Below are 17797 nucleotides of genomic sequence, written 5' to 3'. Positions count from 1 at the left end.
CGCAATGCATACGGGCATTCATGCCGGATGCGCGGTTTCGACGCGATCGTGCCCGGTAAATCTCTCGCGATACGCCTGCGGCGACACGCCCAGCGAACGCAGAAAACCGCGCCGCATCGTTTCCTCGGTGCCGAATCCGCAGCGCGCGGCGATGCGCTTTACGGGAAGCGCCGTATCGCCGAGCAGGCGGCGCGCGGCTTCGAGGCGCATGCGTTCGATCGAGCGCGCGGGCGTCATGCCGGTTTGCGCGCGGTAATGGCGCACGAAGCTGCGCTCGCTCATGCCGACACGCGCGGCAAGCACGCCGACCGAAAGATCCGCCGCGAGATTTTCAGCGATCCACGCATGCAGCTCGCCGAAACGTTCGCCCGACTTCTGCAACGACAGCGCCGCGCTGAACTGCGCCTGCCCGCCGGGGCGCTTGAGGAACACGACGAGATGGCGCGCGACGTCGAGCGCGAGCGCGCGGCCGAGATCGTCTTCGACGAGCGCAAGCGACAGGTCGATGCCCGCCGTGACGCCCGCGGATGTCCATACGTCGCCGTCGCGGATGAAGATCGGATCGGGCTCGACGTGGATCGCCGGGAAGCGCGTGGCGAGTTCCCCGCAGCGCGTCCAGTGCGTCACGGCGCGGCGTTCGTCGAGAAGGCCGGCGGCGGCAAGCAGAAACGCGCCCGTGCAAACGGACGCCGTGCGCCGCGCGTGCGCCGAACGCGCGCGCACCCAATCGACCAGTTCACGGTCGTGCACCGCTTCGTGCACGCCCCAGCCGCCCGCGACGATCAGCGTGTCGCACGCTTCGCTCGCGTCGGGCAATGCCTCGCCGACGAGCCCCAGTCCCGCCGACGCGTTCACCGTGCCGCCCCGCGCAACCACGCGCGGCTGATACGGCCGCTGCAAGCCCGCCGCGACCGCCAGGTCGTTGGCGGACGCGAACACCTGCAACGGGCCCGCGACGTCGAGCAATTGCACATTGGGGAAGGCGAGCACGTCGATGGTTCGCATGGCGTTTTCCACGAAAGACAAGTTGGCGTAAAACGTGGGTTATGTGTCGAATTCGCCATAGCGTAGCGGCGTAGCATCGGTTCGTCCACACGAAAAACACGCTCGATCAAGGAGAAAACGATGACGCTACATATCGGCCTGTTGCTGTTTCCTCGCGTGCAGCAACTCGACATGACCGGCCCCTACGACGTGTTCGCGCACATGGCCGACACGAAGGTGCATCTCGTTTGGAAGACGCGCGAGCCCGTCCGGTCGAGCGCCGGCATGATCCTGACGCCCGACGTGACCTACGCGGATTGCCCCGCGCTCGATGTGCTGTGCGTGCCGGGCGGTTCAGGCGTCGGCGATCTGATGGAAGACGAGGAAACGCTCGCCTTCCTCCGCGAACAGGCGGCGGGCGCGCGCTACGTGACCTCGGTTTGCACCGGCTCGCTCGTGCTCGGCGCGGCGGGGCTTTTGCGCGGCAAGCGTGCGACGACGCACTGGGCGTATCACGATCTGCTCCCGGATTTGGGCGCGATTCCGGTGCACGAGCGCGTCGTGCGCGACGGCAACCTGTTCACGGGCGGCGGCATCACGGCGGGCATCGATTTCGCGCTGACGCTCGCGGCCGAACTCGTCGGCGAGCACGAAGCGCAGGCGATTCAATTGCAGATGGAATACGCGCCGGCGCCGCCGTTCGACTCGGGCGATCCGGCGCGCGCGCCCGCCGCGGTCGCGAACGATGTGCGCGAGCGTTGCGCGCCGTCGCTGGCCGCGCGCAGTGCGATCACGGCGCGTGTCGCGGAACGGCTGAAATCGCATGCTTAATTCAAAATGCGCTTTGGTCTCATGCATGCGAAATGCAAAACGCCAAATTACTAGAAGCGCTTTTGCATGAAGTAGCGCGGCTGACCGGCGTGAAAATCCGCGAGTTCGCCGAAAAGCTCGTAACCACAGCGCGCGTAGAGGGCGCGCGCTGCGGGGTTGACCGTATCGAGCCACGCGGCGCGGCATCCTCGTTTTTTTGCTTCGCTTTCGGCGGCTTCGAGCGCGCGTGCGCCGAGTCCGGCGCCGCGCGCGTCCTCGCGTATCCACAGCCATTTCACGAAGAGCCAGTCCCACGCCGTGTAGCCTGCGAGCCCGCCCAGAAAGTCGTCATCGCGATAGAGCGACACCGCCAGATCGCGTTGATGGCTCGGCCCGAGTTGCGCGCGATTGAACGCGGCAAGCCCGCCCGCGACGTCGCGCTCGAACGTCGCGTCGATCCAGTCGGTGATGGCGAGCGTGACGCCGGCGTTCATCGACGCGTGAGCGATTACGCTGCCGGGGCAACCGATGCCCCCTTGATACCGTGCCGTGCGAGCGCATCGGCGACGAAGCCCGAGCGCTTCACATCCTCCACGAAGTCGCGCAGATAAAGCGCGGCTTCGTCGCCGCGGCGCTTCGGCAAGCCCATCGCCTGCTGGATCACCATGAAGCGTCCGTCGAGCAGGCGCAGTCCGGGCGTGCGTGAAGCGTCGGCTTCGAGTTGCTGCTTCACGCCCGCCGCAATTTCAAGGCCGTCACGCAGGAAGGCTTCGACGACGGCCTGCGACGACGCCGTGCGTACGATCTGCGCATGCTTGATCTCGCGCGTGAGAAAGAGGTCATACGCGCTGCCCTTGCCGACCATGATGCGATTGCCTTCGCGATCCACATCTTCATTGCGCGTGAGCGGCGATGCCTCGCGCACGAGATAACAGCCTTCGATCAGCACGTACGGCGCGGTGAACGCGATGCCCGCACCGCGCAGCGGATCGATCGCGAAGAAGCCGACGTCCGCGCTTTCGTTCGTGACGGCTTCGACCGATTCGGCGGCCCGGTCGAACGACGTGAAGGCGACAGGCACGCCGAGCCGCGACGCCAGCTCTCGCGCGATGTCCACCGATACGCCGCCCGGCTCGCCGCTGTCGGTGCGATGCGCGAGGATCGGATTGCCGAGATTGATCGACGCGCGCAGCGTGCCGGTCGGCGCGAAAGCGTTGAGCAAGGAAGAAGAAAGAGTCATGGTGTTGGGCGATGAGTTGAAGAGCATGGCGATACGAGCAATCCGATGCAGAATACGCGAACCGCAACCGCTCTGCCAAAGGAACGACATGCAACGCGAACGCATCGACAGCAGCGAAATCATTCGGCGTCTGAAGCTCGAGCCGCATCCCGAAGGCGGCTTCTTTCGCGAGACGTATCGCGCGAGCGGCAACGTCGTGCGCGAGAACGAACGCGAAACGCGTTCGGCGTCCACCGCGATCTACTTTTTGCTTTGCGATGGCGCGCATTCGGCATGGCATCGCATTCGCTCCGATGAAGTCTGGCACTTCTACGCAGGCGATCCGATCGACGTGCATGTGCTCAAAGCGAACGGAACGCTAGTCACGCATCGGCTCGGCAATGCGCTCGATCGTGCCGATGCCGTGTTTCAGACCGTCGTCGAAGCGGGCGACTGGTTCGCGGCGGAATGTCACGATAGAGAAGGCGTATCGCTCGTCGGCTGCACGGTGGCGCCGGGTTTCGAGTTCAGCGAGTTCGAACTGGCCGTGCCGGGCACGCTGGAGGCGCGCTATCCGCAACATCGCGAATTGATAGAGCGCCTGAACCCCGAAGTATGACGATACGCACGCGAGTGCGGTTATCATCGCGCGCATCGTGGACAACAACACAAGGTCAGGCATGAGCGCAGTGCGCCGCGGGATTCAATCGATAGAAGTAGGCGGAGCGCTTTTGCGCGCGCTCGTGGACCACGGCGGCCCGATGCTGCTCGGCGATCTCGCGAAGAAAGCCGGCATGCCGTCGGCGAAGGCGCATCCTTATCTCGTGTCTTACGGCAATCTCGGCCTGATTCAGCAGGATCCCGCGACGGGCCGCTATGAACTCGGGCCGTTCGCGCTGCAAATGGGTCTGATCAGTCTGCAGCGCGTCGATCCGGTGCGCCTCGCGATTGCGGAAGTAGCGAACGTGACGCCCCGCATCGAGCATACCGTCGCGCTCGCGACTGCGGGCAGCTATGGACCGACCATCGTTCACATCCAGCAGGCGAGCGTGCCCATCCACGTCACGATGCGTACGGGCACGGTGATGTCGTTGCTGCAGACGGCGACGGGCCGCGCATTCGCGGCTTATCTGCCGCCGATGACCGTCGAAGCGCTCGTCGCCATCGAGCGTGCGGGCGCGTTGCAGGTCGGCGCGCAACGGCGCGACTACACGCGTGCGCAAACCGACGCGATGCTCGCCGAAGTGCGCGAGCACGGCATCGCGCGGGCGATCGACGAGCCCGTCGCGGGCATCAGCGCGATGAGCGCGCCGGTCTTCGATCACACGCGCAATATCGTGCTCGCGATCACGGCGATCGGTCCGAGCGGATCGTTCGACGGCGCGTGGAACGGCGACATCGCGACGGCGCTGCACGCGTGCGCGCAACGCGTATCGAAGATGCTCGGCTTCGTCGCAGTCTGATCGAAGTCGCGCGATCAAACGGGGCGCCAGTGCCCCGGCATTCACTTTTCATCCTCTGAAGTCCATATGGGCTTTGCTGCGTTTGCACGCCGCATTCCCGTGAACGGGCGTACCTTGAAGAAACCGTAAGCGGATGCAAGCGCTCGTCCGTGGCATTCGGGTAAACCTAAATTCAACAATGTAAAATGGCTTGTACAATGATGAACAACTAACCGAAAGCGAAGCGATTCGCGCCCGAGCCGACCGAGTCCTGTCAGACGAAAGCGACTCGACGATGGAGACGACCGAATGTCCGTGAACTACGCCTCTCTGCGCTTCGAATATGAACGCGCGCCCGATCACGATGCGCCCGCGTCGTCGCCTTATCCCGTTGCGATAGTCGGCGCAGGTCCGGTCGGACTGGCCACGGCCATCGATCTCGCGCAGCAGGGCGTGCGTACCGTGCTGTTCGATAACGACGACACCGTGTCGAGCGGCTCGCGCGCGATCTGCTTCGCCAAGCGCACGCTGGAAATCTTCGATCGCCTGGGGTGCGGCGACAGGATGATCGAGAAGGGCGTGAGCTGGAATGTCGGCAAGGTATTTCTGCAGGATGAGCTTGTCTACACGTTCAATCTTCTGCCGGAAACCGGCCATTCGCGACCCGCGTTCATCAACCTGCAGCAGTACTACGTCGAAGGCTTTCTCGCCGAACGCGCGATGCAACTGGAGCCATTGCAACTGCGCTGGAAGAGCAACGTGACCGGCGTGACGCAGCACGAGGATTACGTCGAACTGCAAGTCGAAACGCCGGATGGCGCGTATCCGGTCAAGGCGCGCTACGTGGTGGCCGCCGATGGTTCTCGCAGCGCGATGCGCAAGCTTCTCGGTCTGGACAGCCACGGCCGCACGTTCAAGGACCGCTTCCTGATCGCCGACGTGAAGATGAAGGCGCCGTTCCCGACCGAACGCTGGTTCTGGTTCGATCCGCCGTTCCATCGCAATCAGTCGGTGCTGCTGCATCGTCAGCCGGACAATGTATGGCGCATCGATTTTCAGCTCGGCTGGGACGCGGACCCGGTCGCGGAAAAAGAGCCCGAGCGTGTGATTCCGCGCGTGAAGGCGTTGCTTGGCGAAGACGCCGAATTCGAACTCGAATGGGTGAGCGTCTACACGTTCTCCTGTTTGCGTATGGACGACTTCAGGCACGGACGCATCATCTTCGCGGGCGATTCCGCGCATGGCGTGTCGCCGTTCGGTGCGCGCGGCGCGAACAGCGGCGTGCAGGATGCGGACAATCTCGCTTGGAAACTGAAGCTGGTCGTGAACGGCGATGCGCCGCATACGCTGCTCGACACCTACGCATCCGAGCGCGAATACGCCGCCGACGAAAACATCCTCAACTCGACGCGCGCCACCGACTTCATCACGCCGAAGAGCGCCGTTTCGAGGCTCTTTCGCGATGCGACGCTCAATCTCGCGAGGGACTGCGCGTTCGCAAGACGCATGGCGAACAGTGGACGGCTCTCGGTGCCCGCGGTGCTGCGCGACTCGACACTCAATACGCCCGACAAGGAAGGCGACGCCTTCAATTGCGCGATGATTCCCGGCGCGCCGTGCGTCGATGCGCCCGTGCGCGTCGATGACCGCGACGCATGGCTGTTGCCGCAGACGCACGGCAGCGCATTCACGGGCATCTATTTCTGCGGGCTCGGACACGGCCCGGAAGTCTGCGCGCAAAGCCTGGCTGCTTTGTCGAACGGGCGGCTTCCGGTTCATGCGCTCGTCGTCGTGCCGCGAGGCATGATGTGTACCGTGCCCGGCGTGACGGTCGTGGAAGATGTGGAAGGCATGGTCGCGCATCGCTTCGACGCGCGTCCCGGCACGTTCTATCTGCTGCGTCCCGATCAGCACGTATGCGCGCGCTGGCGTGCCTTCGATGCCGCATCGGTGACGGCTGCGGTCAAGCGTGCAACCTGCAACGGATGATGAATCGTATGAAGCTCAATCTCGAACTGAATATCGCCGATCACGATGCGTTCTACGAGCGCCTCATCGACACGCACAACGGCCTCTCCGACGAAGCCAGCCACATGCTCAACGCGAAGCTCGTGTTGCTGCTCGCGAATCACATCGGCGATAACGAAGTGTTGAAAGAAGCGCTCGCGATGGCGCGTCAGGGCCTCGCCGCGAACTAGTCGTTCAGCGCGATGCCCATGCGCTCGCAAATGAACGCGCCGATGCTCGCGATGTCGTTCAGATCGAGCTTCGGCAAGTTTGAATCGAGGGCGGCGGCATCATCGGTTGCGATTGCAACTATCTCCACATCGCTCTTGTAAAGCGGATCGCGGCCCGCCGAGGGCCGCACGACTTCGAGGCGCGGCATTGTTTCGCGCGCGAATCCTTCGACGATCACGAGGTCCGCGTCACTGAGTCGCGCGGCCAGTTCGCTCAGCGGCGGCTCTGCGTCGCCATTCAACTCGCGCACGATCGCATAGCGGTACGGCGATGCGATCAACACTTCTCCCGCGCCCGCGCGACGAAAGCGCGCGCTGTCCTTGCCGGGCGGTTCGAGCTCGATCGAATGATGACTGTGCTTGATGACGTTGACGGTGACGCCGCGTGCGCGCAGCCACGGCAGAAGCGCTTCGATCAACGTGGTCTTGCCTTGGCCCGAGCGGCCCGAGATGCCGAAGAGCGGCGGATGACGCGAGTTCATGCGCGAGTTCATGCGAATGGTCGGCTGATTGTTCTGGTTTCGATCAAGCGAGTTTAACGGCTCGATGGCGAGCGGGGAGAAATCGCGCTATCGTCGGGCATTGCCTTTGCGGCGGAACGCGTCGGCGCATAGCGGGTTTCCGACCCCGACGCCTGCCGCCTCAGTGATTCAAGGAACCGACATGGCCGAAGACAATCCCAGCACCGCTATCGCACCGCAGCAGTTTTCCATCGACGTGATGCTCGAAAAATACGCCAAGGGCGACGAGACTCGCGTCGACGATATTTATCGCCGCGTGGCGCGCGGTGTCGCGCGGGCCGAGCCTGAAGAAACGCGCGCGAAGATCGAAGCGGAGTTCGTCGATAACTTCAAGCGCGGCGCGCTAGGCGCGGGGCGCATCATGAGCGCGGCGGGCGCGGGCATCGATGCGACCCTCATCAACTGTTTCGTGCAGCCGGTCGGCGATGCGATACAGGGCGTCGATAGCAACGGCTTGCCGGGCATCTACGTCGCGCTGTTGCAAGCGGCCGAGACGATGCGTCGCGGCGGCGGCGTCGGCTATAACTTTTCCGCCATACGTCCGCGAGGCGCGCGTGTGCATTCGACCGGATCGGCGGCGTCAGGCCCATGCAGCTACATGGATGTATTCGATGCATCGTGCCGCACGGTCGAAAGCGCCGGCGCGCGGCGCGGTGCGCAAATGGGCATTCTCGACTGCACGCATCCCGATCTGCTCGAATTCATCGCGGCGAAGCACACGAAAGGACGCTGGAACAATTTCAACGTATCGATCGCGGTGACGGACGAGTTCATGCAGGCCGTCGCCGACGACGCGTCGTGGCAGCTCGTGCACAAGGCCGAGCCATCGCCCGCGCAACGCGCAGCCGCGGACATGCATCAGCGCGATGATGGCTTGTGGGTCTATCGCGAAGTGCAGGCGCGCGAAGTGTGGAACACGATCATGCGCTCGACCTACGATGTCGCGGAGCCGGGGGTCGTGTTCATGTCGCGCATGAACGATGACAACAACCTGCGCGCGATCGAGTCGATCCGCGCGACCAATCCATGCGGCGAGCAGCCGCTGCCCGCATACGGTTGCTGCAATCTCGGCCCGCTCAATCTCACGCGCTTCGTGCACGATCCGTTTGCGCAGATGCGTGGCGGCGCGCCGTCGTTCGACTGGGACGGCCTCGCGCGCACGACGCGCACCCAAGTGCGTTTTCTCGACGACGTGCTCGACGTCACGCTCTGGCCGCTCGAAGAACAGGCGCGCGAAGCGGCGGCGAAGCGGCGCATCGGCGTGGGCTTTACGGGCCTCGGCGATACGCTCGTGATGCTCGGTTTGCGCTATGACGCGCAGGAGGGCCGCGATTTCGCTACGCGCGTCGCACGCACGATGCGCGACGAAGCATATCGCGCATCCGTCGAGCTCGCGAAGGAGCGCGGCAAGTTTCCGCTTTTCGATGCGAAGCATTATCTGCAAGAGGGCACGTTCGCCTCGCGCTTGCCGGACGACATCAAGCGTGCGATTCGCGAGCACGGCATTCGCAACAGCCATCTGCTTTCGATCGCGCCGACAGGCACCGTGAGCCTCGCGTTCGCGGACAACGCATCGAATGGCATCGAGCCCGCGTTCTCGTGGACGTATCAGCGCACGAAGCGCATGGGCGACGGTTCGCGTCAGACCTTCGCTGTCGAAGATCACGCATACCGGCTGTATCGCGAGATGGGCGGCGATGTGAATGCGTTGCCCGACTACTTCGTGAGCGCGCTGGACATGTCCGCGCACGATCACATGGAAATGATGGCGGCGGTGCAGCCTTTCGTCGATACGTCGATCTCGAAGACCGTCAATGTGCCCGCCGATTATCCGTTCGACAAGTTTCAGGATCTCTATTTCGAAGCGTGGCGGCGCGGCTTGAAAGGGCTTGCAACGTATCGGCCCAACGAGACGCTGGGCGCGGTGCTGTCCGTCGCGCCTGCCGAAACGCCGAGCGATTCGCCGGACCCCGAGCTCGATCTCGATCCGTTGCGCATCGCGATCGATCATCGGCCCAAAGGAGAGCTGCCTGCGATCATCGAGAAGGTCGAGTATCTGACGCAGGCGGGCAAGAAGTCGCTCTATCTGGCGGTGTCGTTCATCGAAGTGACGGGGCGCATCGGCGGCGAGGACGTGACGATCGAACGGCCCATCGAGTTCTTCATTCCCACGGGGCAGCGCGACGAATCACAGCAATGGATCACGGCGACGATGCGTTCGATCTCGCTGGCCGCGCGCGGCGGCTTCGCGGCGCGCACGCTTCAGGACATGCGTAAAGTGTCGTGGGATCGCGGACAAGTGCGTCTCGGCGATGTCGAAAGGCTCGACGGACATCGCAGTCCGCGCTGGCACGATTCGGAAGTGGCCGCGCTAGCGTATGCGATCCAGCAGATTCTTCATCGACGCGGTTTTCTCGATGCAGAAGGCAACCAGGTACCGTCGCGCGTGCTTGCGCGCAAGGGCGCCGATCGCGCGCCGCATCCGGTAGTTGTAGCCGATGAACGCGATGACATATCCGAAGGTGCCGCGCAAGGCGAAATCGATCCACATAGCCTGCCCCTGATGCACGGCCGTAAATGTGCGACATGCGGCGCCAATGCAGTGATCCGCAAGGACGGCTGCGACTTCTGCACGGCATGCGGCGAAATCGGCGCGTGCGGTTGAGTTGAAAAAAAGGCGCGGGCATTCGTCCGCGCCTTCCTGTCACGCTCAATGCGAGCGTTCAGTGCTGTCCTGCTTCGTATCTTGTGCAACGCCCGGTTCATGCGCGCTGTGCTGCGTGAACGGATGCCACACCGGCGTGAGTGTTGGCAGTTCGTCGAGAAGCGAGAACTGATCGAGCGACGTGTTTTCGAACATGATGACCTCTTGATTCTTTTGCCGATCGCGCAATCAACGCGCGATCACGTTGCCTTGCGTCGCCGAGCCATTGGCGTATTCGACGATCCCGCGATTGCGCGCTTCCGCTTGCGCCGCATCGCGTGCGCGTTGATCGCTTTGCGCGGCGATGGCATCGCCCCACATGCTGCGATCCGGATACGTGTTGCGATTCAATGCCGGCAACGAGCCGTTCGAGTACGCGGCCGCGAGTTCGGCACGCACTTGCGCTCGTGTCTTGGGCGTATCGCTCGCATTGGCCTGAGTTTGCGTCTGAACCTGATACGTGCCTGCGTGGCCGATGCCCTGGCCGCTCTCCGCGAAAGCGGTCGTCGTGACGACGGCGGAGATGGCTGCGAGAGAAAACCCCGTGATGAGTTGTTTCATGCTTGCGACTCCTTTCATTCCGATGCAGCGTGCGGGCAAATGCGGATTGCATTCGGCGTTGAGCGTGCTGCGTTGGGATTGAATGTAGCCGCGCGATACCGGCGGATAAATGCCGTATCAGCGAATAGATTTATCGATTTCGGCGAATAATCGCGCAGAGGCTTGATGCGTGGGCGTTTGCAGGGCGCGCTAGGCAAGCTGCTTATGGAAGAACGTAGTCCCGCAGAGCGTGCCGTCGGGCATCAAGGCGTAGTTCGGCACGACGCCGACACGCTGCCATCCGGCGCGTTGGTAGAGACGTTCTGCATCGCCGCCGTGACGGTATCGAGCACGAGAACGGACTTGCCGGCTGCACGCGCGGCATCGTCGGCGGCGCTCATCAGATGCTGTGCAATGCCACGGCGTCGCGCGCGGCGCGCGACGAGCATCTTCGCGATATCGGCGCGATGCGGCTGATTTTCCGGCTGATCGATGACGACCTGCACCGTGCCGAGCACATGCCCGTCCGCGCTCTCTGCAACGAGCAGGATGCGTTCGTTGCGCACGACGCCATTGGCGACGCGCGTCCAGAATTCGACGGCGGTCGCGCGCGAAATAGGCAACATGAAACTGACCGACGCACCGCCTTCGACGCAATCGATGAGCACGTCCGCCAGCGCTTCGATATACCGCGTGACTTCATTCGCGCCGAGGCGGCGCACGGTAATCTCATTGTTCATGATTTGTTTTCCGTGGCCGCCTCTCGGCAGATGCTTAGCTATGCAACTATGTCCTCGGTGCCCGCGACTTCCGGCGTGCCATGCCGCACGATGGTCGGCGACGGCGTGCTCGTCGGCAGGCAGCGTTCCTCTGCATCCTTCTGACCTTGCAGCAACGGGCAGCGCTCGAACAACTCCGCGGCCCAGTCGACGAACACGCGCACCTTCGGCGACAGATGCCGGTTATGCGGATACACCGCGGAAATAGGCATCGGCAGCGGATTCCATTGCGGCAGCACTTCGATGAGCTCGCCCGCGCGCAGATGCGGCAGCGCCATGAAGCGCGGCACCTGGATGATGCCGACGCCCTTCAGGCCGCAGCTCAGATACGCTTCGGCGTCGTTCACCGCGATCATGCCGCGCATCTTCACTTCGATGGTTTCATCGTTGACGACGAAATCCATGTCCATGATGCGGCCCGTGCGGCTCGAAAAATAATTCACCGCCGTGTGATTCTGCAAATCGTCGATGGTTTTCGGCGTGCCGTTGCGTTCCAGATATTGGGGCGCGGCCACCGTCACGCCCTGAAACACGCCGATGCGGCGCGCGACGAGACTCGAATCCTGCAGCGTGCCCACGCGAATCACGCAATCGACGCCTTCCTGAATCAGATCGACCGGCTTGTCGCCGAAGCCCATCATCAGTTCGACTTCCGGATAGCGCGTGTGGAAATCGCATAGCTGCGGCATCACGATGAGCCGCCCGATCGCGCCGGGCATGTCCACGCGCAACTTGCCGTGCGGGCCTTTCCCGTTGTTCGAAAACGAGCCTTCCGCTTCTTCGATGTCCGCGAGGATGCGTACGCAGCGCTCGTAATACGCTGCGCCGTCCGGCGTGAGATTGAGCCTGCGCGTCGTGCGCTGAAGCAGCCGCACGTTCAGATGCGCTTCCAGATTCTGGATGATCGTCGTGACCGAGGCGCGCGGCAGATTGAGCGTGTCCGCTGCGCGGGAAAAGCTGTTGGTGTCGACGACGCGAGTGAAGACCTGCATTGCCTGAAGCCGATCCATGTTCTCTCACCTTCTTTACTTAGCGATGCAACTATTTAAGCGCGCGCTAAAGAATGACGGAAGAACAATCGCGAGGGATAACCACGATTGTTCGGTGCGACCGAATTGTGTTGCCGGATTATAGGCATTTATTAAAAAAGGCGCGGCCTCCAGAATTCGCAGCATCGCAACTTATGCGTGAAGGCCTTGCAGCATGGGCCTCGCACCGAGAATAACCATGGCAACACTGTTGGATCTGGAGTCGAGTCCGCGCTTGTGCATCGAAGATGTGCACATCACGGGACACGCGCAGCCGATCACGCTGCGCAGCTATCGTCCCGCATCGGACGGCACGATCCTGCCCATCGTTCTTTACTTCCACGGCGGCGGATTCATTCGCGGCGGACTCGACGACGCGGATATCGCAGCAGCGACGATCGCGCGCGATACGCCCGCGTGGGTCGTGTCCGTCGGCTATTCGCTCGCGCCGAAGTTTCCGTTTCCCGCCGCGCCCGAAGACGGCTATCGCGCCGCGCAATGGGCCGTCGCGCATGCGCGTTCGCAGCGCGCGGACCCGCAGCGCATCGGCGTCGTGGGCCATGACGCGGGCGGCAATCTCGCGACCTGCGTCGCGGCCATCGCGCGCGATCGCGGCGATATTCGCATGTCCGCGCAAGCGCTGCTCGCGCCGTTGCTCGACCCGAGCATGACGCGCCTCGCCGACGAACGCAAAGTGCTGTGCCCCGATTTCGAAGCATGCGAATGCGCGCAGTGGTATCGCGCGTATCTGCCGAATCCGTCGCAACGTCTGCATCCGTACGCCGCGCCGCTCGAATCGCGACGTCTGGGCGGATTGCCGCCCGCGATGATCGCGAGCGCCGAGCACGATCTGCTGCATATCGAGGCCGAGAAATACGCGGGCGAATTGATCGCAGCGGGTGTGCCGACCGAAGTCACGCGTCATTGCAAGACCTCGCATCAGGCGCTCGCCGCGCATCCCGAAGCGCTCGCGGATGTCGTCGCGTTCTTCAGGAAGCGCCTCGCACGCGCGAAGTAAGCGCGAAAGATAACCGCAAGATTCGGCACGCCAGCCACGCATCACACAACAACAATCTCAACGCTAACCGGAGCCTTCACCATGTCATTCACTCGCAAACGCATCTACGCCGCGCTAGGCGCGGTGCTGATCGTCGCCGGCGCGGGCGGTTATACCGCCTTGCGCGGCCACGGCGATTCGGCGATCAACGAAGCCAAAGCCGCCGCGCACAGCCCGACTGCAACGGAAGTGGACGTCGCAGCGGTCGTGTCGAAGACCATCACCGACTGGCAAAGCTATTCGGGCAGGCTCGAAGCGGTCGATCACGTCGACATTCGTCCGCTCGTTCCCGGCACGATCGTCGCGGTGCATTTCAAGGACGGCCAGCTCGTGAAGAAGGGCGATGCGCTCTTTACGATCGATCCGCGTCCTTACGAAGCCGAAGTGGACCGCGCTCAGGCGCAGCTCGCGGCGGCGCAGGCGCGCAATGGTTATACGTCGACGGATGCAGCGCGCGCCGAACGCCTGCTCGCCGACAACGCGATCGCCAAGCGCGACTACGACGAGAAACAGAACGCTGCGCGCGAGGCCGTCGCCAACCTGAAGGCCGCGCAGGCTGCGCTCGAAGCCGCGAAGATCAATCTCGCGTACACGCATATCGTCGCGCCGGTGTCGGGCCGCGTGTCGCGCGCGGAACTTACTGTGGGCAACATCGTGTCGACGGGGGCGAATGCGCCTTTGCTCACGACGCTTGTTTCCGTATCGCCGATCTACGCATCCTTCGATGTCGATGAACAAACGTATCTGCGCTATCTCGGCCGCGATGCGGGCAGCACGGTGCCGGTGTCGCTCGGTCTCGCGAACGAAGATGGCTATTCGCGCGAAGGCGTCGTCGATTCCGTCGATAACCGGCTCGATACGACGTCCGGCACCATCCGCGTGCGTGCCCGCTTCAACAATCCCGACGGCACGCTCGTGCCCGGGCTCTATGCACGCGTGAAGGTCGGCGGCGGCTCGCCGCATCCGGCCGTGCTCGTGGAAGACGAAGCGATCGGCACCGATCAGGACAAGAAGTACGTGATGGTCGTCGACAAGGACAACCGCGTGCAGTATCGCGAAGTCACGCTGGGTCAGACGCATGAAGGCCTGCGCGTGATCTCGAAGGGTTTGCAGCCGGGCGAGCGCATCGTCGTCAACGGCCTGCAGCGCGTGCGTCCCAACGATGTGATCAAGGCCAACAACGTCGCGATGAATGACGACGACAAAGCGCCCGCCGTGAAGACGGCATCCGCACAGTGATGCGCGTCATCCGCAACAGACAGAACTCGTCATGAACATATCCAAATTTTTCATCGATCGCCCGATCTTTGCGGGCGTGCTATCGGTGGTCGTGCTGCTGGCGGGCGTCATCGCGATGTTCAAGCTGCCGATCTCCGAATATCCGGAAGTCGTGCCGCCTTCGGTCGTCGTGCATGCGCAGTATCCCGGCGCAAACCCGAAGGTGATCGCGGAGACCGTGGCCTCGCCGCTCGAAGAGCAGATCAACGGCGTCGAGGACATGCTCTACATGCAGTCGCAAGCGAACAGCGACGGCAATCTCACGACGACCGTAACGTTCAAGCTCGGCACCGATCCGGACAAGAACACGCAGCTCGTGCAGAACCGCGTGAACCAGGCATTGCCGCGTCTGCCGCAGGACGTGCAGCGTCTCGGCGTGACGACGATCAAATCGTCGCCGACGCTGACGATGGTCGTTCACCTCAATTCGCCCAACGGCCGTTACGACATGACGTATCTGCGCAATTACGCGCTGATCAACGTGAAGGACCGGCTCGAACGCATCGCGGGCGTGGGCGAAGTGCAGCTGTGGGGCTCGGGCGATTACTCGATGCGCGTGTGGCTCGATCCGCAAAAGGTCGCGCAGCGCGGCATGACCGCGACCGATGTCGTCAACGCGATCCGCGAGCAGAACGTGCAGGTCGCGGCGGGCGTGATCGGCGGATCGCCGACGCTGCCGAACGTGCCGCTGCAACTGAACGTGAATGCGCGCGGCCGCTTGCAGAACGAGTCGGAGTTTCGCGACATCGTGCTGAAGACGTCGCCCGATGGCGCGGTCACGCATCTCTCCGATGTCGCGCGCGTCGAGCTGGCTGCATCGGAATATGGTCTGCGTTCGTTGCTCGACAACAAGTCGGCAGTTGCAATCGCAATCAATCAGCAACCGGGCGCGAACTCGCTGCAGATTTCCGACGAAGTCCGCAAGACGATGAAGGAACTGAAGGCGGACATGCCCGCGGGTCTCGAATACGAGATCGTCTATGACCCGACACAGTTCGTGCGCTCCAGTATCGAAGCCGTGATTCATACGCTCGCTGAAGCGATCGCGCTGGTGGTGCTCGTCGTGATCGTGTTCCTGCAAACGTGGCGCGCGTCGATCATCCCGCTGCTCGCGGTGCCGGTGTCGATCGTCGGCACATTCTCGCTGCTGCTTGCATTCGGATTCTCGATCAACGCGTTGTCATTGTTCGGGATGGTGCTTGCGATCGGTATCGTCGTCGACGATGCGATCGTGGTCGTCGAGAACGTCGAGCGCAACATCGAAGCGGGGTTATCGGCGAGAGAAGCGACGTATCAGGCGATGCGCGAAGTGAGCGGGCCGATCATCGCGATTGCATTGACGCTCGTTGCCGTGTTCGTGCCGCTCGCGTTCATGTCGGGTCTCACGGGCCAGTTCTACAAGCAGTTCGCGATGACCATCGCCATCTCGACGGTGATCTCGGCCTTCAACTCGCTGACGCTGTCGCCGGCGCTCGCCGCGCTGCTGCTGAAAGGCCACGACGAGCCGAAGGACTGGCTCACGCGAGGCATGGACCGCGTGTTCGGCGGCTTCTTCCGCGGCTTCAACAAGGTCTTTCATCGCGGTTCGGATGCGTACGGCAAGGGCGTGAAGAGCGTCATCAACCGCAAGGCATTGATGATGGTCGTGTATGCCGTGCTGCTCGGCGGCGCGGTGCTGATGGGCAAGATCGTGCCGGGCGGCTTCGTGCCCGCGCAGGACAAGGAGTACCTCATCAGCTTCGCGCAGTTGCCGAACGGCGCATCGCTCGATCGCACGGAAGGCGTGATCCGTCAGATGTCGGATATCGCGCTGAAGCAGCCGGGCGTGGAAAGCGCGGTGGAATTTCCGGGCTTGTCGGTGAATGGTTTCACGAACTCGTCGAGCGCGGGCATCGTGTTCGTCACGCTGAAGCCCTTCAAGGAGCGCGTGCATGACAAGGCGCTGTCCGCAGGCGCGATTGCCGGCGCGCTGAATCAGAAGTACGCGGGCATCAAGGGCTCGTTCATCGCCGTGTTCCCGCCGCCGCCGGTGCTCGGTCTCGGCACGCTCGGCGGCTTCAAGATGCAGCTCGAGGATCGCGGCGCGCTCGGCTATGCGGCACTCGCCGATGCGACCCAGGCGTTCATCAAGCGCGCATCGCAAACGCCCGAGCTTGGACCGACGTTCTCGAGCTATCAGATCAACGTGCCGCAGTTGAACGTCGATCTGGATCGCGTGAAGGCGAAGCAGCTGGGCGTCTCGGTGACGGACGTCTTCGACACGATGCAGGTGTATCTCGGCTCGCTCTACGTGAACGACTTCAATCGCTTCGGACGCGTGTATCAGGTGCGCGTGCAGGCGGATGCGCCGTTCCGCGCGAATCCGGAAGACATCGGCTTGCTGAAGACGCGTAACGCGAATGGCGACATGGTGCCCTTGTCGTCGCTCGTGAAGGTGACGCCGACGTATGGTCCGGAGATGGTCGTGCGCTACAACGGCTATACCGCCGCCGATATCAACGGCGGTCCTGCGCCCGGCTATTCATCGGGCCAGGCGCAGGCGGCGGCGGAACGCATCGCGGCCGAAGTGCTGCCGCGCGGGATCAAGTTCGAATGGACCGATCTCACGTATCAGCAGATCCTCGCGGGCAACGCTGCGCTGTGGGTCTTCCCGATCAGCGTGCTGCTCGTGTTCCTCGTGCTCGCCGCGTTGTATGAAAGCCTGACGCTGCCGCTCGCGGTCATTCTGATCGTGCCGATGAGTATTTTGTCCGCGCTGGTCGGCGTATGGCTCACCGATGGCGACAACAACATCTTCACGCAGATCGGTTTGATGGTGCTCGTGGGCTTGTCGGCGAAGAACGCGATTCTGATCGTCGAGTTCGCACGCGAACTGGAGATGCAAGGACGCACGATCGTGCAGGCCGCGATAGAAGCGAGCCGCCTGCGTTTGCGCCCGATTCTGATGACGTCCATCGCGTTCATCATGGGTGTGGTGCCGCTCGTGCTGTCGACGGGCGCGGGTTCGGAAATGCGTCATGCAATGGGCGTGGCGGTGTTCTTCGGCATGTTGGGCGTGACGCTCTTCGGCCTGATGCTGACGCCGGTGTTCTACGTGATCCTGCGCAAGCTCTCGCGCACCGAGCACGTAACGGACAAGCACGGCACGCATCCGCAGATGCGCGGTATTGGTGCTTCGGTCGAAGCGCAGTGAGGGGA

General features: G+C 63.1%; 16 protein-coding genes and 1 pseudogene. 9 read left to right on the top strand and 8 right to left on the bottom strand.

The genetic code is table 11. From position 1 onward, the window contains the following. Positions 1–18: 18 nt before the first annotated feature. A complete protein-coding gene (locus NCS00_RS18395) occupies positions 19–1005 on the bottom strand; it encodes a GlxA family transcriptional regulator (RefSeq protein WP_008353055.1) in 987 nt (328 codons plus the stop codon). 120 nt (positions 1006–1125) lie between these two features. Here NCS00_RS18395 and NCS00_RS18390 point away from each other — a divergent pair, with 120 nt between their 5' ends. Continuing rightward, positions 1126–1815 (top strand): DJ-1/PfpI family protein, encoded by a 690-nt coding sequence (locus NCS00_RS18390; RefSeq protein WP_250440681.1) that lies wholly within the window; start codon positions 1126–1128, stop codon positions 1813–1815. Positions 1816–1865: 50 nt separating this feature from the next. Here NCS00_RS18390 and NCS00_RS18385 read toward each other — a convergent pair whose 3' ends face one another. Continuing rightward, positions 1866–2288, bottom strand: a complete 423-nt coding sequence (locus NCS00_RS18385; protein ID WP_008353060.1) for a GNAT family N-acetyltransferase — start codon at positions 2286–2288, stop codon at positions 1866–1868. 14 nt (positions 2289–2302) lie between these two features. Next, a complete protein-coding gene (locus NCS00_RS18380; protein ID WP_250440680.1) occupies positions 2303–3034 on the bottom strand; it encodes an ABC transporter substrate-binding protein in 732 nt (243 codons plus the stop codon). Positions 3035–3122: 88 nt separating this feature from the next. Between NCS00_RS18380 and NCS00_RS18375 the strand changes: the two genes are divergently transcribed. From NCS00_RS18375 to NCS00_RS18360, 4 genes are all read left to right on the top strand, one after another. Continuing rightward, the gene (locus NCS00_RS18375; protein ID WP_250440679.1) at positions 3123–3632 is read left to right on the top strand and encodes a cupin domain-containing protein; all 510 of its coding nucleotides are present in this window, start codon (positions 3123–3125) and stop codon (positions 3630–3632) included. Between the two features lie 61 nt (positions 3633–3693). Continuing rightward, positions 3694–4476 (top strand): IclR family transcriptional regulator, encoded by a 783-nt coding sequence (locus NCS00_RS18370; RefSeq protein WP_250435944.1) that lies wholly within the window; start codon positions 3694–3696, stop codon positions 4474–4476. 288 nt (positions 4477–4764) lie between these two features. Next, positions 4765–6444, top strand: coding sequence for an FAD-dependent oxidoreductase (locus tag NCS00_RS18365; RefSeq protein WP_250440678.1), 1680 nt, complete (start codon positions 4765–4767; stop codon positions 6442–6444). Positions 6445–6452: 8 nt separating this feature from the next. Next, on the top strand, positions 6453–6653 hold the full coding sequence (locus tag NCS00_RS18360) for a DUF2783 domain-containing protein (RefSeq protein ID WP_033537076.1): 201 nt from the start codon (positions 6453–6455) through the stop codon (positions 6651–6653). Here the strand turns inward: NCS00_RS18360 and mobB are convergent. Beyond that, entirely contained in the window at positions 6650–7174 is a 525-nt protein-coding gene (mobB, locus tag NCS00_RS18355) for a molybdopterin-guanine dinucleotide biosynthesis protein B (RefSeq protein WP_008353068.1), read from the bottom strand. The two genes, NCS00_RS18360 and mobB, sit on opposite strands and share 4 nt — an antisense overlap. A 181-nt stretch (positions 7175–7355) precedes the next feature. Between mobB and NCS00_RS18350 the strand changes: the two genes are divergently transcribed. Then, positions 7356–9878, top strand: coding sequence for an adenosylcobalamin-dependent ribonucleoside-diphosphate reductase (locus tag NCS00_RS18350; RefSeq protein ID WP_250440677.1), 2523 nt, complete (start codon positions 7356–7358; stop codon positions 9876–9878). A gap of 45 nt (positions 9879–9923) precedes the next feature. On the opposite strand, the gene NCS00_RS18345 is transcribed toward NCS00_RS18350, so the two are convergent. The 4 genes and pseudogenes from NCS00_RS18345 to NCS00_RS18330 all read right to left on the bottom strand — a co-directional run bounded on the left by NCS00_RS18345 (position 9924) and on the right by NCS00_RS18330 (position 12246). Then, positions 9924–10073 carry a hypothetical protein gene (locus tag NCS00_RS18345; protein WP_239294398.1) on the bottom strand — a complete coding sequence of 50 codons (150 nt, stop codon included), beginning with the start codon at positions 10071–10073 and terminating at the stop codon, positions 9924–9926. Positions 10074–10106: 33 nt separating this feature from the next. After that, the gene (locus NCS00_RS18340; protein WP_008353071.1) at positions 10107–10478 is read right to left on the bottom strand and encodes a DUF4148 domain-containing protein; all 372 of its coding nucleotides are present in this window, start codon (positions 10476–10478) and stop codon (positions 10107–10109) included. 189 nt (positions 10479–10667) lie between these two features. Further along, a pseudogene (locus NCS00_RS18335) lies at positions 10668–11197 on the bottom strand (GNAT family N-acetyltransferase). A 38-nt stretch (positions 11198–11235) separates the two neighbouring features. Further along, entirely contained in the window at positions 11236–12246 is a 1011-nt protein-coding gene (locus NCS00_RS18330; RefSeq protein ID WP_250440676.1) for a LysR family transcriptional regulator, read from the bottom strand. A 217-nt stretch (positions 12247–12463) separates the two neighbouring features. On the opposite strand from NCS00_RS18330, the gene NCS00_RS18325 reads away from it, so the two are divergent. The 3 genes from NCS00_RS18325 (at position 12464) to NCS00_RS18315 (ending at position 17792) form a co-directional block, all read left to right on the top strand. After that, positions 12464–13282, top strand: a complete 819-nt coding sequence (locus NCS00_RS18325; RefSeq protein WP_008353075.1) for an alpha/beta hydrolase — start codon at positions 12464–12466, stop codon at positions 13280–13282. An 81-nt stretch (positions 13283–13363) separates the two neighbouring features. Next, complete coding sequence (locus tag NCS00_RS18320) at positions 13364–14560, top strand: efflux RND transporter periplasmic adaptor subunit (RefSeq protein WP_175979449.1); 1197 nt, start codon at positions 13364–13366, stop codon at positions 14558–14560. Positions 14561–14591: 31 nt separating this feature from the next. Beyond that, a complete protein-coding gene (locus NCS00_RS18315) occupies positions 14592–17792 on the top strand; it encodes an efflux RND transporter permease subunit (protein ID WP_008353078.1) in 3201 nt (1066 codons plus the stop codon). Positions 17793–17797 lie beyond the last annotated feature (5 nt).

The sequence above is a fragment of the Caballeronia sp. AZ1_KS37 genome (assembly GCF_023631165.1).
Classification (GTDB): domain Bacteria; phylum Pseudomonadota; class Gammaproteobacteria; order Burkholderiales; family Burkholderiaceae; genus Caballeronia; species Caballeronia zhejiangensis.
This window is presented reverse-complemented; position numbering and strand designations above follow the sequence as displayed.